This is a genomic window from Lacipirellula limnantheis (assembly GCF_007746075.1).
In the GTDB taxonomy this organism is placed as follows: Bacteria; Planctomycetota; Planctomycetia; order Pirellulales; family Lacipirellulaceae; genus Lacipirellula; species Lacipirellula limnantheis.
This window is the reverse complement of record NZ_CP036339.1, coordinates 5717644-5732099: the sequence shown is the minus strand read 5'-3', so window position 1 is coordinate 5732099 and position 14456 is coordinate 5717644. Positions and strand designations below refer to the sequence as shown.

At 63.6% G+C, this 14456-nt stretch carries 11 protein-coding genes and 1 tRNA gene; 5 read left to right on the top strand and 7 right to left on the bottom strand.

The annotated features are described in order from the left end of the window. Positions 1–38: 38 nt before the first annotated feature. The 7 genes from I41_RS22300 to I41_RS22270 form a co-directional block, all read right to left on the bottom strand. Positions 39–1778 carry a serine/threonine-protein kinase gene (locus I41_RS22300; protein ID WP_145435113.1) on the bottom strand — a complete coding sequence of 580 codons (1740 nt, stop codon included), beginning with the start codon at positions 1776–1778 and terminating at the stop codon, positions 39–41. 130 nt (positions 1779–1908) lie between these two features. Next, the gene (locus tag I41_RS22295; protein WP_145436463.1) at positions 1909–2523 is read right to left on the bottom strand and encodes a sigma-70 family RNA polymerase sigma factor; all 615 of its coding nucleotides are present in this window, start codon (positions 2521–2523) and stop codon (positions 1909–1911) included. A 76-nt stretch (positions 2524–2599) separates the two neighbouring features. Continuing rightward, positions 2600–3418 carry an inositol monophosphatase family protein gene (locus I41_RS22290; RefSeq protein ID WP_145435111.1) on the bottom strand — a complete coding sequence of 273 codons (819 nt, stop codon included), beginning with the start codon at positions 3416–3418 and terminating at the stop codon, positions 2600–2602. A gap of 373 nt (positions 3419–3791) precedes the next feature. Continuing rightward, the gene (locus tag I41_RS22285) at positions 3792–4949 is read right to left on the bottom strand and encodes a hypothetical protein (protein ID WP_145435109.1); all 1158 of its coding nucleotides are present in this window, start codon (positions 4947–4949) and stop codon (positions 3792–3794) included. Between the two features lie 66 nt (positions 4950–5015). Then, the gene (locus I41_RS22280; protein WP_145436462.1) at positions 5016–6080 is read right to left on the bottom strand and encodes a DUF1559 family PulG-like putative transporter; all 1065 of its coding nucleotides are present in this window, start codon (positions 6078–6080) and stop codon (positions 5016–5018) included. Between the two features lie 789 nt (positions 6081–6869). Then, positions 6870–7283, bottom strand: a complete 414-nt coding sequence (locus I41_RS22275; RefSeq protein ID WP_168207087.1) for an RHS repeat-associated core domain-containing protein — start codon at positions 7281–7283, stop codon at positions 6870–6872. Between the two features lie 992 nt (positions 7284–8275). Beyond that, positions 8276–8350: transfer RNA gene (locus I41_RS22270), tRNA-Pro, on the bottom strand. A 211-nt stretch (positions 8351–8561) separates the two neighbouring features. Here I41_RS22270 and I41_RS22265 point away from each other — a divergent pair. From I41_RS22265 to I41_RS22245, 5 genes are all read left to right on the top strand, one after another. Further along, positions 8562–10409: a sigma 54-interacting transcriptional regulator gene (locus I41_RS22265; protein ID WP_145435105.1), complete on the top strand. Its 1848-nt coding sequence runs from the start codon at positions 8562–8564 to the stop codon at positions 10407–10409. Between the two features lie 7 nt (positions 10410–10416). After that, a complete protein-coding gene (locus I41_RS22260) occupies positions 10417–11652 on the top strand; it encodes a PQQ-binding-like beta-propeller repeat protein (RefSeq protein WP_168207086.1) in 1236 nt (411 codons plus the stop codon). A gap of 48 nt (positions 11653–11700) precedes the next feature. After that, positions 11701–12975 carry a phenylacetate--CoA ligase family protein gene (locus tag I41_RS22255; RefSeq protein WP_145435101.1) on the top strand — a complete coding sequence of 425 codons (1275 nt, stop codon included), beginning with the start codon at positions 11701–11703 and terminating at the stop codon, positions 12973–12975. Positions 12976–13025: 50 nt separating this feature from the next. Then, positions 13026–13349, top strand: a complete 324-nt coding sequence (locus tag I41_RS22250; protein WP_145435099.1) for a DUF971 domain-containing protein — start codon at positions 13026–13028, stop codon at positions 13347–13349. Positions 13350–13556: 207 nt separating this feature from the next. After that, entirely contained in the window at positions 13557–14414 is an 858-nt protein-coding gene (locus I41_RS22245) for a transposase (protein WP_145429803.1), read from the top strand. The last annotated feature ends 42 nt before the right edge of the window (positions 14415–14456 follow it).

Sequence of the window (14456 nt, the reverse complement as noted above, 5' to 3'; positions counted from 1 at the left end):
GCATGGTGAGCGACCCCCCGGCGGAGCTGCAAGTAGCATCACCTCTTCTTCACCTGCCGCCAGTACTTCCAGCCGGGTAGCGCGAAGCAGGCGGCGGAGACAATGCCGAAGAGCGTGAGGCCCAGGTTTGGCATGAAGGTTTGCACTTGCAGCCACGCCATCGCCATGCCGGTGATGGAGAGCACGGCGGCGTGGATGTAGAAGCGCCCCGAAAGCATGGCGGCCTTCATCAGGAAGACGGCGCCGCTCACGGGGCCGAGGACTGGCGAGAGTGTGAGCACGGCGAGGCCGAGCTGCCATTCGATGATGTACATCGACGTGTCGATGATCATGCTGCCGGCCCAGATGTGGGCGATCTGCCGTTCGACGAAGGTGATCGGTCCGCTGCGGTGGCGCAGGTTCCAGAAGATGGCGGCCCAGCTGCCGAGGCCGATCGTCCAGAGACCGATGTAGGGCCAGCGTGACGTGACGCCGGCGAGTTGGAAGCCGTTCGTCACGAGGCAGAGGACGAGCAGCACCGCGGCGTGGAGCATCCAGAGGAGGCCCCAGTTTTCGAGGATGCTCACATGGTGCGTTTCGCGGAAGGCGCGGGTGACGATGCCGGAGAAGCGACCCGAACGTGCGGAGATTGGTTCGTTCGCGAGGTAGGCGTCAAGGTCGTCGGCCAAGTCGTCGGCGCTGGCGTAACGGAGCTCGACCGGCTTCTGCAAACATTTCATCGCGATCATTTCGAGATCGCGATCAACGCGCGGGTTGAGCAACTGCGGCGGCGCTGGTTCTTGTTCGAGCACCAGCAGCACGGTGTCGACCGGCGTGGCGCCCTGAAACGGCGGCCGGCCGGTGAGCGTGGCGTAGAGAATGGCGCCAAGGCTGTAGACGTCTGACGCAGTGCCGATCGAGCCGCGGCTGCCGGCGGCTTGTTCGGGGCTCATGTAGCCGGGAGTGCCGATGATGGCGCCCGTTTGCGTGAGTTGGGCGGCGTCGGCAAGCGCGGCCGCGTCGTCGCTGTCGGGCGTGAGCCGTTTGGCGAGGCCGAAGTCGCTAACGTAGGGTTCGCCATTGTCGTCGATCAACACATTCGATGGCTTGAGATCGCGGTGCAGCACGCCTTGTTGATGCGCGGCGGCGATCGCGCGGGCGATGGGGGCCAGCAGCCGCGCCGCTTCCCGCGCTGGCAGCGGACCGTCGGCGATGCGGCGGGCGAGGGTGTGTCCCTCGACGTAACGCATTGTGAAGAAGGGGAGGTCGCCCTGTTGGCCAACTTCGTAGACCGGGACGATGCTCGGGTGGTTGAGTCGGGCGGCGGTTTCCGCTTCGCCGCGGAACCGCGCGAGGTCGGCGAGGCTGGCGGTAGCGCCGCGGAGGACGATTTTCAGCGCCACGATGCGGTCGAGGCTGCGTTGCCGCGCGCGATAGACGACCCCCATGCCGCCGCGGCCGAGTTCTTCGAGGAGCTCGTAGTCGCCGAAGTGGCGGTCGGGAAGCTGTCCGTGCCGGGAAATGCGTTCGTCCGAGCGGGGGTGCGGCGGCGCCGGTCGACGGGCGCGGCCGTCCTGCCATGGCAAGGTGATTTCGGACTCGCTTTGGAATTCCTCGGCGAGGGCGGCAACGCCCCAGAGTTCGCGCAACTCGTCGGCAAGGTCGGGATGCTGGGCGGCGATGAGTTCGACGTCGATCGTCTGGCCGCGCCGCTTCGCTGCCAGTAATTCTTCCAGCAGCGACGCGACCTGCTCCTCGCGGTCGCTGTGCGGCGGATCAGAAGCGGCAGTGTGGTTCATTAAAGTCTTTATTGAGTTTGCAGCCCTGGGCTTTGCCGGGGGGTAGACGTTCGTCGGACGACGCGTACCGGCATGGTTAGCGACCCCCTGGCGGAGCCAGGGGGTGCCCCGCATTCGAGTCCTATTTCAATCAATCAATGCTCGCGTCGCCCAGGACTGACTTCAACTGCCGCAGGGCGCGCAAATAGCGCATTGCGGCGGCCGGTTGGCTGAGGCCCAGCACCTCGGCAACTTCGCTGTTGGTGAGTTGCTCCGCGTGACGCATGAAGATGAGTTCGCGGTCGGCGTCGCTGAGGGTTTCAACGGCGGCGTGGAATCGTTCGGCGAATTCGCGATGCATCAGCGCCGCGGCCGGAGTGAGTTCCTCGTCGCGCACCAATGCCGCCGGCGGGATGAAGTCGCTGCCCTCGCCGCCGACGGATTGTTCGTTGGCGACGCTGCGCTTGTCGGCAAGTTGGCGGCGATAAACGTCGTTGAGCCGATCGCGGGCGATTTGCCGCAGCCAGGCGTGGAAGGGCAGCCGCGGATCGCGGACGTACTCGGCCATCCGCTTGCTCGCCGTGAGAAGCGTCTCCTGCACGACGTCGCTCGCGTCGACGCGCCGGGCGACGGCCCGGTTGAGCCGGCCGCGGACCATCCGTTCGAGTGACTGGCGATGGCGTTCCATCAACCGATCGACGGCGTCGCGATCGCCCTGGCGGGCGTTGAGGAGGAGCTCTTCAGTTTCAGCGGCGTTGGGCCACATAGACGCCAAGTGAGATCATGGAGTGCGTTTCCTGCATTCTAGTCCACGCAGAATGGCACGTCGTCCAGCAGCACTTTTACGCTGATTGCGTCAGTTCCAGCACCACGCCGGCCAAATGCCGGTTCGTGGCCACCGCGTTGCCGGTATGCACCGACGGTAGTCCTTTCCAATCGGAATAGTGCCCGCCGGCGCCTTCGATCACGGGCTTCAGGGCCGCGGCGTCCCACAGGCTGATGAAGAGGTCCACCATCACGTCGGCGCGGCCCGTGGCGACCAGGAGGAAGCCGTAGGCGTCGCCCCAGGTGCGGGTAAGGCGCGAGTGCTTCTCCAGGTGGTTGTAAATGGAGCGGACGGCCTGGCTCCCCTTGCGATCGAACTTGCTGACTTCGGTGGTGACGAACGTCGCTTCGGCGAGTTGCCCGGTTGAGGAGACGCGCGACTTAATGGGCGCGCTGTCGCCGACGGCAAACCAAGTGGGCCCGCCGACGGCGGCGTAAACGATTTCGCCGGTGGCAGGGGCGTAGATGACGCCGATCAGCGGTTGGTCGTCCTTCATCACGGCGACGAGCGTCGTGTAGAGGGGGATGCCGCTGATGAAGCTCTTGGTGCCGTCGATTGGGTCGAGCACCCAGCGGTAGGGGGACGTGCCGGGCTTCTCGCCGAATTCCTCGCCCAGGATGGCGTCGTCGGGGAAGTGGGCCGAGATCTGCTCGCGGAGGTGAGTTTCCGAGGCGCGATCGGCGGCCGTGACTGGCGAGCCGTCGCCCTTACGCTCGACGCCGAGGCCCGCCTGGCGGAACCACTGCAGTGTGATGGCGCCGGCCGCTTTGGCGGCGGCGACGGCGAGTTCAAGGCGGGCTTGGACGTGGGGATCGTCGGCGGGTGTGTGCGTCATAGCTGACAGGCTACTAAAGTCCCTGCGGAGCGCCGAGAGGAACTCTCGGCGGTCTGCCGCAGGGGCTTTTTCGCGCCGGGGCGTCGGTCGCGAATTAGACCCCCGTCAGTTCTCGCGACTTTTTCCCCAATAAATGGGCTCGCCGCCGGGCAGACCCACCGGCGGAGAGGGTTTTTCGACTGCCATGATGAAATGCATTTACCACAGAGAACACAGAGGCCACAGAGAACATGAAAAGGAAGTGATCGCTGTTGGCTTTTCTCTGTGCTCTCTGTGCTCTCTGTGTCCTCTGTGGTTAAGTCGCTATCAGCTCAGCATTTCAAGAACGATATCTGTAGAGTGGGCTTCGAAGTCGGGAGTTGCAAGGCGTGCGCTAGCTGCGTTTGCCGAGGGCGGCGCCAGCGAGCAAGGCGAGCGCGGCGAGCGTCGCGGCGGCCGGTTCGGGGATGGCGGAGATCGGCGGCGGAGTGGCGCCAGCGCCGAAATTCGTTTGCCACGCGACGAGGTCGAGGTCGTTGACGGCCGCGTTGCCGTCGGCGTCGCCTTGCTCGTTGGTGGCGCCTGCCGCGAGGCCGAGGTTCTGCTGCCAGACGAGGAAGTCGGCGCCGTCGACCAGTCCGTCGCCATTGAAGTCGGCGTCGGTCGTCAGCGGCGCGGGGACGAGGTCGTATATCACCGGGGTACTCAGTCGGAAGCTCTTGAGCGTCCAGGCGCCGGTGTCGGTGGTGATCGTCAGGGGTAGGTCGCCGCCGGCGGGGCCGAACGGATTGCCGAGATTGTTTTCCAGCATCAGGTTGCTGCCCGCAGTTCCGGTCGACGTGCCGAAGCCCCAGGTGTTTGTGCCGTCGGAAATGGTGATCCCTTCAGTCGCTTCGTCGAATGTATTCGAACGTAAGGCGGTGAATCTGGTGACGCCGAACGAACCAGGAGTGAAGACGAAAGCCGCTGTCGGGGCGCCGCCCCACGCGTGACTAGATGTCGTCACGGCGCTGATCTGCAGCACTTCGCCGGCATCGAGGTTGCCGTAGTTCTGGGCAGCATCGTTGGCGATCGCCAGGCCGTTGCCGGTATTGCCGTTGGCGGTGATGAGATTGTTGCCGTTGGCCGCGGTGATCGTAAACGAGACGTCGTAGCTCAACGTGACGCCGGCCGGCAAGTTATTGCAGTCGAGCCAGTCGTCGGCAGTGCCGACAGTGGCGTCGACGCCGGCTTCGGTGGCGTTGCCGTTGATGGTGACTCGTCCGCTGACGGCGGTGCTCGCGCCGATGGGAGCGTCGACAGTGCTGTTCGGCGTTTTGATGGAGCCGCTCAGGCCGGCGGAGGGCCCAGTGACGTATTGCGTGTTGTTATTCGAGTTGACCGTGCCTTTGAAGAACGGCGAGCCGGGAATGGGATCGCCAAACTGATCGTGGCTGTGATTCGTGTAGCCGACGCCAGTGACTTGGACCGCCTCGGCGGAGGCCAGGGCGAAGCTGAGGAGAGCGGCGGCGATGAGCGGCGTCTTCAAGGAGATTGCAATCGTGCGAAACATGCGTGCGAATCCAAACGGTGAGATGGGGAGATGTGGACGTGGAAGATGGTCTGTTGCGGCAGCGGACTACTGCTGCCCGTTGCCTTCGGGATCGACCTCGTACAGGGGCGGATCGTCGCCGGCGATGGTGCTTTGGGCGCGCCAGACGGCGAGGTCGACGTCGTTGCTGACGAACTCGGCGGAGCCGTCGCACTTCGACGCGGTGACGCCCCCGGGATGCGCGCCGCGCGACGCCAGGATGAACTGGGCAACGCTGCCGCCGCCGGTCCGCTTGCAGGGCGCATAGCGGTTGTTGTTCTCCGAGCAGACGGTGACGTCGGCCGCGGCGGAATTGGGCGCCATGCGCGTCGTGATCTGGTAGGAGCCGGCGGTGAATATCCACACACGAGCCCGCCGATCGTTGTTGTTGTCTTCGTCCGACGGAATTTGCCGCATTTCTAATTGGAGGTAGGTATTGCTCAAGCCGTCCGTGATTCGTTTGTAGTTGACTTGCTGACCGGAATTATCTTTGTCCTTGTTGGCGCTCGTGGGGGCGCCGAAGCGATAGAACTCCGCTTCGGCGAACTCTGCCGAAAGGCCGGGAGCCGCAACGCCGGGATTGGCATAGAATGGGCCGCGGCGGGCGGCTGAATTCGCAAGCTGAGCATAGGTGCCGTAGCCGTAGTTGAAGCCGTAGCTCGCTTTCCGGTCGCCACCGTGATCGTTGCCGCCGACGAGATGAATTTGCGATTCGTCGCTGGGGCAGAGCAGCGCCGGCTCGGTGCGGGAAAGGAGGGCGAGATTCTGATCGTTCGTGGCTGCCACATTGAAGTTGTAGACCGAGCGTAAGGCCGCCCCTTCCATGAATGGCAGCAACTGGAGGTACAGCTGCGAACGATGCTTGGGCTGCGACGGCGAACGATTGATGTCGACCGGTAGGTGGCGGAAAGCATCGTGGTGCATTTGGTTGGCGAGGCCGAGTTGCTTGAAGTTGTTCAAGCACTGACTGCGTCGGCCTGCTTCTCTGGCCGCTTGAACCGCGGGCAGCAGCAACGCCACGAGAACGCCGATAATGGCGATCACAACAAGGAGTTCAACAAGCGTAAAACCGGCAAGGCGGGAGGGGCGCTGGCGGCGCGGCAAGGCGGGCATGGACTGTTCCTGCAGGGTGGTGGTCGGGGGCAACCCGACTCCAAGTGTGCGGCCCCATACGCCAACTGCACGCCAAACAACGCTAAAATACGATGCGGTCTACCGAAATAGGATACATGCGACAGCAAAGGGAATAGCTGAGAACGAGGAGCCGGCTCAAGCGTCGTTGGCCTGTCAGCACTTAGGGTCGACGTGGCTATCGAAGCGATGGCAGCCGGAGAAACCATAAAGATTAACGGTGCGGGTGATCGTTCACTGTTGCCGGTCCAAGCGACCCGTGGGAATTCACGGCATGGCCGTCATTTGGCACGGACTGGCGTGTTATCGCACGGAACTTTGTTCCGAGTCCGCTCGGTCCAAGGAAATTTAGCGGGGTGACTCCGCCAGGGGATGCGTTGCTAGCAAATGGGCGGAGCGCGCGCCGCTGGTGCAGGTTTTTATGCAGAACTGGCGAGGCGCCCCTGAGGTGAGGTCCGGCTGACGTGATGGGGATGCTCGGCTCCGACTTCCTATCTGGCCAAAGCTATCCCTTCATTCAGCGGTGTTAAAACCCGACATCATGGGGGTGTATTCGATCACCAAGTTGGTGGCATTTGATTGCGCCACCCATCCAGCGCCCGCGGTGCGATGCGTCGGCGGCTTGCTGCCGCCAAGAAGCTTGCGTCTTTCCGCGTAACGATGCGCGACAGCAAACGCGGCGTTGTGAACGTCCAGCGCGAAGTAACTCGTCCGCCGGGGCGGAGGTGCATTCGAGCTGAAGCCTAGTTTGCCCGTGGGCGACTTTGCGTTTTACTGGCGCGAAGGGGCGTTGGCCGGGATGTTGCCGTTGGGGATGGTGGACTTAACGGGCCGTCCGCCGCTGAAGCCGCCGGCGAGGGGGTGTCCTTGCTGGTAGAGGCCGGTGGGGTCGGCGAAGCTCACCGGGTCGTTGCCGGCGAAGGCGTACCAGTTGCCGCCGTCCTGGATCGGGTCCTCGCTGACGAAGCGGCCGAGGTCGGGGGAGTACCAGCGCTCGCCCTTGAGTTGCAGGCCGGTCGCGGCGTCGAGCAGGCTGCCGTGGTGGGCGAAGGAGGTGACCACGCCGGTTGCATCTGCCAGTCCGTTGGCGCCGAGGGTGGCCGTCACGCGGCCGAAGGGGGCGTAATCATAGACGCCCAATTCAGCAGATGGAAGCTGCATCTCGCAATCAATGAAGGAGCGCAAGTTGGATGCGATATGCCGGGGTGTCCAAGTGCCGCCGCGACTTGCGGAGTCAGTCGTGACGACGCCTCTAATCGGCGATTGCACTGTCCAAGATGGGGGCGGCATCTAAACGGTATCAAGAGTTGCGGGCCAATATACAAGTAAATAGATCAAAGTCAATAAAATCTTATCAACGATGTTGAGGTGACGACTTGCCGTGCATCGTGTGATTGCCAGCATCATTCATGAAATCACATTGAGCATTGAATGCACAAATACGCACATCGACATGGGCTTCCGAGGCCAACTGGAGTGCACAGAAGTGTGTTTATGATGTTTTATGAGACGAGGAAATCGCTGATGGGCTTAGGGCGGCGATGTCCGACACTAGGTGCGACTTGGCACATGCGATGGCCCACGACTGTAGGACAGCGGCGGGAGATTAACCTTCGCCTCTATTGCCGCTGCGGTCGCCACAACGTGCCCGAGCATTCTCGCACTTGTTTGCAGGAACAGGCTTGAGATAAAGAGATGCCAGGAATATTCGATACGCTACGAATCGAAAGTGAGAGGTTGCGGCACTGGTTCGCCCGCGTGCTTCGTGGAAAGACGAGGAGCCATCCGTAAGCCAACAAGGAGCGAATTACTGAGCTTAATCGTCAGTTGAGGACGCTCCGACGCCAAAAGTATCAGCTGCTAAATATGCGAATGCTCAAGAAAATCGATCATGATCGGTGCGCCGCTATGGGAACGGAGCGTCGTGATCGCAATGCACAGGCGTAGATCGAACGCGACGTCTGCAACCGGGGTAGGGCGGAGAGTGGCGAGATTGAACTCGCGGCGTGTGAACTTTCGCTAACGCTCAAAGTGAAATGGCTTTCGGCCCATGATTGCGCAAAGCGCATGATCCTTGAGGTCGTCTTTCTTAGCTTTCGTCTTGTCGACGTAACTCTCGTCCCAGCATGGAGAAAGCCCTTCGACGTGCTCGCCGAAGGGCTTGATTCTGAAGATAGTCGGGCTGAGAGGATTTGAACCTCCGACCTCTGCGTCCCGAACGCAGCGCTCTAGCCAAGCTGAGCTACAGCCCGATTCCTGCTCGCCGGGGAGGGCGATTGGGAAGCTACCGAGTTTACTGGAGAGGACCGGGGGCGGCAAGGCGGGGTTCGTCTGCCCATTTCCCGTCTCGCCGCACTCGCTGGCCTCCGCCGCCCGCGCCGCTGCGTTTCCAACGGCTTGCCGGTTCGCTACGATTGACGCTGGCATTTTCCCTCTCCGCCGCACGGACTGCGTGGCCGCGCTGTGTACGCTTATCTGACTATTCTTACCGGCAAGCATTCGGGAACGAATTTCCCGCTCGACCCGGCGCGCGAGACGCTGATGGGCCGGGGCACCGATTGCCACATCTCCCTTACCGATCCGCTCTGCTCGCGGGTCCACGCGATCATCCGCTGCGAAGGCGGGGAGCGATGGGTGATCGACGACCAGGGCAGCCGCAACGGCACGATGGTCAACGGTCAGAAGATCAACGACGCCATGCTGGGCGACGGCAATCAGATCAAGCTTGGCAGCAACGAGTTCGAGTTCCGGCTCTCCGACGAACCGGCGACGGCGCAGGGGGATGGCGGCGGGCAAACGCAGACGATTGTGCAAGACATGCCGATCGCGGTGCGCCAGAGCAATGAGGAAGTCCTCGCCGCGCTGCCGACGCCTGAGCAGGTGCAGGAACTGATGCTGCTGTATCAGCTTTCGATTCGCTTGCTTGGCTGCGACGATCCGGATGAGGTGATTCGCGTCTCGTTGGAACTGCTCAAGGTGCGCACTCAGGCGGCGGTAGTCGGGTTCTTGTGGGTCGACGACGAAGATCAGCTCAAGCCGAAGCTGGTGATCCCCAGCGGGGCCGCCGATCGCGTAACGCTCAACAAGAACCTTACCGAATTGGTGCTGAGCCAGGGGCACGCCGTGTGGGTTGCCAATCAAGCGGCCGGCGGCGAGGCGAAGCGGGTCGAGCATTTTGCCGACGCTGTCTGCGCGCCGCTCGTGCGGAAGAGCCGCGACGGCGAGCGGCAGACGGTGGGCGCGATTCACGTTTATCTGGAAGCGGGACGCTTTCGGCAGTCGGACTTCGACTTCATCATCGCGGTGGCCAATCTGGTGGTGATCGCCTTGGTGCGAGCCCGCGCCCATATCTCGCTGCAGAGCGATTACAAGCAACTGGTGCGCTCGTCCCCTGGCTACGACGAACTCATTGGCGAAAGCAAGCCGATGCGGGCGCTCAAGGGAAAGATTGAACGCGTGAGCCGGGCGCCAGGTTGCGTGCTCGTCCGGGGGGAAAGCGGAGCCGGCAAAGAGCTGGTGGCGCGGGCCATCCATCGCGGCAGCCATCGGGCTGACCGGCAGATGATTTCTGTCAACTGCGCCGCGATCCCGGCCGATCTGATGGAGAGCCAGCTCTTCGGGCATAAGGCAGGCGCATTCACCAGCGCCGATCGCGACCACACAGGCTTCTTTCAGCAGGCCGATCTGGGGACGCTCTTCCTGGATGAAGTCGGCGAGTTGCCGCTGGAGGGGCAAGCGAAGCTGCTGCGGATCCTCGAAGGGCACCCCTTCCTGCCGGTTGGCGCCACGCAGGAGGTGCGCGTCGACGTGCGCGTCATCGCTGCCACGAATCAGGACCTGCAGACTTACGTCCGCGAGAAGAAGTTCCGCGAGGATCTTTACTATCGATTGAGCGTTTTCGAACTGTACATCCCTCCGCTGCGCGATCGTGAAGAAGACATTGGCTTGCTGATCGACTTCTTCCTCACTTACTTCCGGCGCGAGCGCGGACGACCGCAGTTGAAGCTGAGCGACGCCGCGCGGGCGAAGTTGTTGACGTATCGCTGGCCGGGGAACGTTCGCCAGCTGCGCAATGTGATCGACAGCGCGGTCGTGCTGGCAGACGAGGACGAGATCTTGCCTCGCGATCTGGGACTGCGCGATTCGGGAGGCGATCAACTCGATTCGCTGCAGATCGACGTCTGGGAAAAGAAGTTGATTCTAGAAGCGCTGCGGCGCTGCGACGGCAACGTTCCCGACGCGGCGAAGCTGCTCGCGATCGGTCGGGCAACGCTCTACCGCAAGATCGAGCTCTATGGGATTGAACGCTAGGAATGCCATGTTGACGCCCTCGTGCCGCGCGTTGGCGGCGATGTGCACGCTCGTCCTCGCGAACGCCGCGCTCGCGGGAGAGAATTGGACGCGGTTCCGCGGACCGAATGGCGCAGGCGTCGCGGCGGAGTCGTTCCCGTCCGCTTGGACGGCTGATGATTATTTGTGGAAGATCGCGCTGCCCGGGAAGGGACATGGCAGTCCCATCGGCTGGAATGGTCTGGCGTTTGTCACCTGCGGCGATCCGGAGACGGGAGCGCTTTCCCTCGTGGCGATCGACGTCGACAGCGGCGAAACGCGCTGGACGAAGACCTTCGACGGATCGCATCACTCGCTCCATGCCGCCAACAGCTACGCGTCTGGCACGCCGACGGTCGACGCCGAACGCGTCTACGTCACTTGGACGGCCAACGACAAGCTCCATGCGGCGGCCGTTGATCACCGCGGCGAACTTGTGTGGCAGCGCGAGCTGGGACCGGCGGAGTACAGGCATGGCTCCGGGAATTCGCCGATTTTCGTCGGCGATTTGCTGGTGATCGCCAATGATCACACGGGCGATAGTTTCGTGGCGGGCCTCGACGCCCAGAGCGGCGCCGAGCGCTGGCGGCGAGCGCGGCAGGGCGGGATCGAGTCGTACGCGACCCCGCTCGTGTTTGAAGACGACGATCGTCAGCAGCAAATCGTCGTCAGCAGCTCCGCCGAGGGGATTGCGGGGCTTTCGCCGGTCGACGGGAGCGTCCTATGGCAGATCCCGGGGATCTATCTGGCCCGTTGCGTCAATTCGCCGTTCATCGCCGCGGGAATGGTGCTGAGCGGCAGCGGCGAGGGAGGAAACGGCAAGCAGCTGACCGCTGTCCGACCGGCGAGCGAACAGGGCGTCGAGCCAGAGGTGGCGTTCGAGCTGAAAAAGAGCGTTGGCCAGGTGCCGACGCCCGTCGCCGTGGGAAATCGACTGTTCGTCTGGAGCGATCGCGGCGTGGTCGCCTGCTACAACGCGGCCGAAGGTGCGGAGATCTGGAGCAAGCGGATCGGCGGCAACTACTACGGCTCGCCGGTCGCGGCGGGCGGCAAGATTTACTGCGTGGCAGCGGACGGGGAGGTCGTTTGCGTCGCGGCGGCTGACAAGTTCGAGCTTCTCGGTCGGAGTCAACTCGGGGAAGGATCGCATGCGACGCCGGCGATCCACCAGGGTAAGATGCTGTTGCGAACCGAGTCGGCGCTCGCCTGCTTGCCGGCGGAGTGACGGATCAGCGCAGCACATCCTCAGTAGGCGATCATCGCAGATCATGGCATGACATTGACGTTCGAGGAACGACGACGGCTGGAGTCGCTTAATCGGGCCGCGCTCGAGCAGCGGCAAGTGGAGCGACTCGATCAGCTGCTGGCTCAGATTCTCCCGGCGAACGAGTTCTATGCCCGCAAGCTGCAGGGAGTCGCGCTGCCACTGCAGTCGCTTGACCGCCTCGCCGAGCTCCCGCCGACGACGAAGGAGGAACTGGTGCTGGGGAACGCGGCCGGCGTCGTCCCCGCGAATCGAACCTGGTCGTTGGATCATTACGTCCGCTTTCATCAAACCTCGGGCACGCACGGCCGGCCGCTGCCGGTGTACGATACGGCCGACGACTGGCGGCGGTGGATCGACTGCTGGCAATTCGTCCTCGACGCCGCGGAGACGACGCCGGCGGACCGGGCGTTGCTGGCGTTTTCGTTCGGGCCGTTTATTGGTTTCTGGAGCGCTCACGACGCGCTCGCGGAGCGGGGCGCGCTCGTCATTCCAGGAGGCGGGATGAACTCGCGGGCGCGGCTCGATTTGATCGAGCGGACGGCGCCGACGATCCTGTTGTGCACGCCGACCTACGCGCAGCATCTCATCGAAGTCGCGGGCGAGTGCGGGTTCGATCTGGCGAAGTCGAGCGTGACGCGGATCATCGTTGCCGGCGAACCGGGCGGATCGGTGGCGTCCGTCCGCGAGCGCATCGAACGGGCGTGGAACGCGCGCGTCATCGATCACGCGGGCGCCAGCGAGGTCGGGGCGTGGGGCTACGCCGATGCGGCGCGGCGAGGGATTCATATTCTGGAAAGCGAGTTCATCGCCGAGTTCGTTTCGGTCGAGACGGGGCAACCCGCCGCTGACGGCGAACTGTCGCACTTGTTGCTGACGTCGCTCGGTCGACCGGGGTTGCCGGTTATTCGTTATCGAACCGGCGACTTGGTTCGTCCGCGCTGGAGTGAAACGGGCGCTAACCGATTCGTGCTGCTGGAAGGGGGCGTCCTGGGTCGCGCCGATCAGATGATGATCATCCGCGGCGTGAACGTCTTCCCGTCGGCCGTCGAGGAGATCGTGCGGAGCTTTCCCGAGGTCGTTGAGTTTCGCATGACCGCTCGCAAGCGCGGGGCCATGGACGAACTGCTGGTGGAAGTGGAAGATCGACTGGCAGCGCCGCAGCGGATCGCCGAGGAAATGTCGCTGCGGCTGGGGCTCAAGATCGAAGTGGAGCTGGCGCCCCCGGCGTCGCTGCCCCGCTTCGAAGGGAAGGGGAGGCGGTTCATCGACGAGCGATCGTAGCAGCGCGAGCGGCAGTCCATTCATCAGCGGCGGTTCGACAAGGAAACGAAGTGACGGCATCCCCCACGGAATTGAAACTAGTCGCTCCCGATCGATTGCGGATCGTGTGGACCGACGGACAAGTGCGCGAGTACAGCGTGCGCGAGCTGCGCGAGCAATGCCCCTGCGCGAGCTGTCGCGAACGGCGGATGGCTCCGCCGCCCCCTCCGACGACGCTGACGGTGCTCAGCCCGGCCGAAACGCAGCCGCTGCGGATTGCCGCGATGACCCCGTCGGGGCGATATGCCTACTCGATCGATTTCAGCGACGGGCACGATACGGGAATTTATACGCTGGAGCTCTTGCGGGAGCTGGGGTCGGAGGCGTCCTCCTAAGCGACAGGCAACGCCTGGCAACGATCCCTTTAGCCCCCGGCTCCTCCGGGGGGTAGGTAGCGGTGATCACGCTGCCAACCGCGTGGGCGTGGTGCGCGACCCCCCGGCGGACAACATAATGCAATAGCTAGCACGCGTCGCTAGCGGTAAAAAGGCCCGCGTTCCAGGCTGTTCCTAGAGACCTGACACGTTTCTAGGAGGTGAGCCATGGAACGCGAACTCTGGAGCGTACTATACCGTTTGACTCGGCGGTTATGCAGCGATCGTTCGGGACACGTCTATTCGGTCAGTTGGATCGTCGGCGTCTATCTCTGGGCGGTGATCCACGATCGACCGGTGAGTTGGGCGTGTCGGCCGGAGAATTGGCCGTCGTCATGGCAGGTGCGGCTGCCGAGCCAATCGACGGCGAGCCGTCGTCTCCGCACGGCGGCGGCCGTGGAACTGATCGAGCGGTTGAGGAAGCGTTGCTGGCAGGGCCCGCACCCGCCGGAGGTGAGCTTCCTCGACGGTAAGCCGTTGCCGGTAGGAGGCTTCAGCAAGGATCCCGACGCCACGCGCGGGCATGGCGTCGGCGGCCCGGCCCGCGGCTACAAGCTGCACGCCGTCTGGACGATCGATGCGCTCGTGGCGTGCGAAATCCAGCCGCTCAACGTGAGCGAACAGACGGTCGCCCGGCGACTCTTGCCGCAAGTCGGCGGAGGCTGCGTCCTGGCCGACGGCAACTACGACAGCAACCCGCTGCACGAGATCGCCGCACGGTCGGGCGTGACGTTGATCGCTCCGCAGCGTCGCGCGGGACGAGCGCTGGGCCACCGCCGCCACAGCATCGGCCGCTTGCAGTCGATCGAACTGCTGACGACCGCCGATGGCCAAGCACTCTTCAAGCAGCGGACGTACATCGAGCAACGCTTCGCTCAACTCACCAATTTCGGCGGCGGGCTCGGACCACTCCCCAACTGGGTGAGGCGACTGCCGCGCGTCACCCTCTGGGTGAACGCCAAACTCTGCATCCAGGCCGCTAGAAACCACTTGCGACGAGGAAACGATCTGATGGCGTTTGCATAATGTTGCGGAGCCGGGGGCTGCAATGTGTCGCCCAAGGGCGAT

What these genes read in the sequence shown, in the direction of transcription:
- I41_RS22300 (WP_145435113.1), bottom strand. Translation starts at nt 1,778, where the DNA reads ATGAACCACACTGCCGCTTCTGATCCGCCGCACAGCGACCGCGAGGAG.
- I41_RS22295 (WP_145436463.1), bottom strand. Translation starts at nt 2,523, where the DNA reads ATGTGGCCCAACGCCGCTGAAACTGAAGAGCTCCTCCTCAACGCCCGC.
- I41_RS22290 (WP_145435111.1), bottom strand. Translation starts at nt 3,418, where the DNA reads ATGACGCACACACCCGCCGACGATCCCCACGTCCAAGCCCGCCTTGAA.
- I41_RS22285 (WP_145435109.1), bottom strand. Translation starts at nt 4,949, where the DNA reads ATGTTTCGCACGATTGCAATCTCCTTGAAGACGCCGCTCATCGCCGCC.
- I41_RS22280 (WP_145436462.1), bottom strand. Translation starts at nt 6,080, where the DNA reads ATGCCCGCCTTGCCGCGCCGCCAGCGCCCCTCCCGCCTTGCCGGTTTT.
- I41_RS22260 (WP_168207086.1), top strand. Translation starts at nt 10,417, where the DNA reads ATGTTGACGCCCTCGTGCCGCGCGTTGGCGGCGATGTGCACGCTCGTC.
- I41_RS22255 (WP_145435101.1), top strand. Translation starts at nt 11,701, where the DNA reads ATGACATTGACGTTCGAGGAACGACGACGGCTGGAGTCGCTTAATCGG.
- I41_RS22245 (WP_145429803.1), top strand. Translation starts at nt 13,557, where the DNA reads ATGGAACGCGAACTCTGGAGCGTACTATACCGTTTGACTCGGCGGTTA.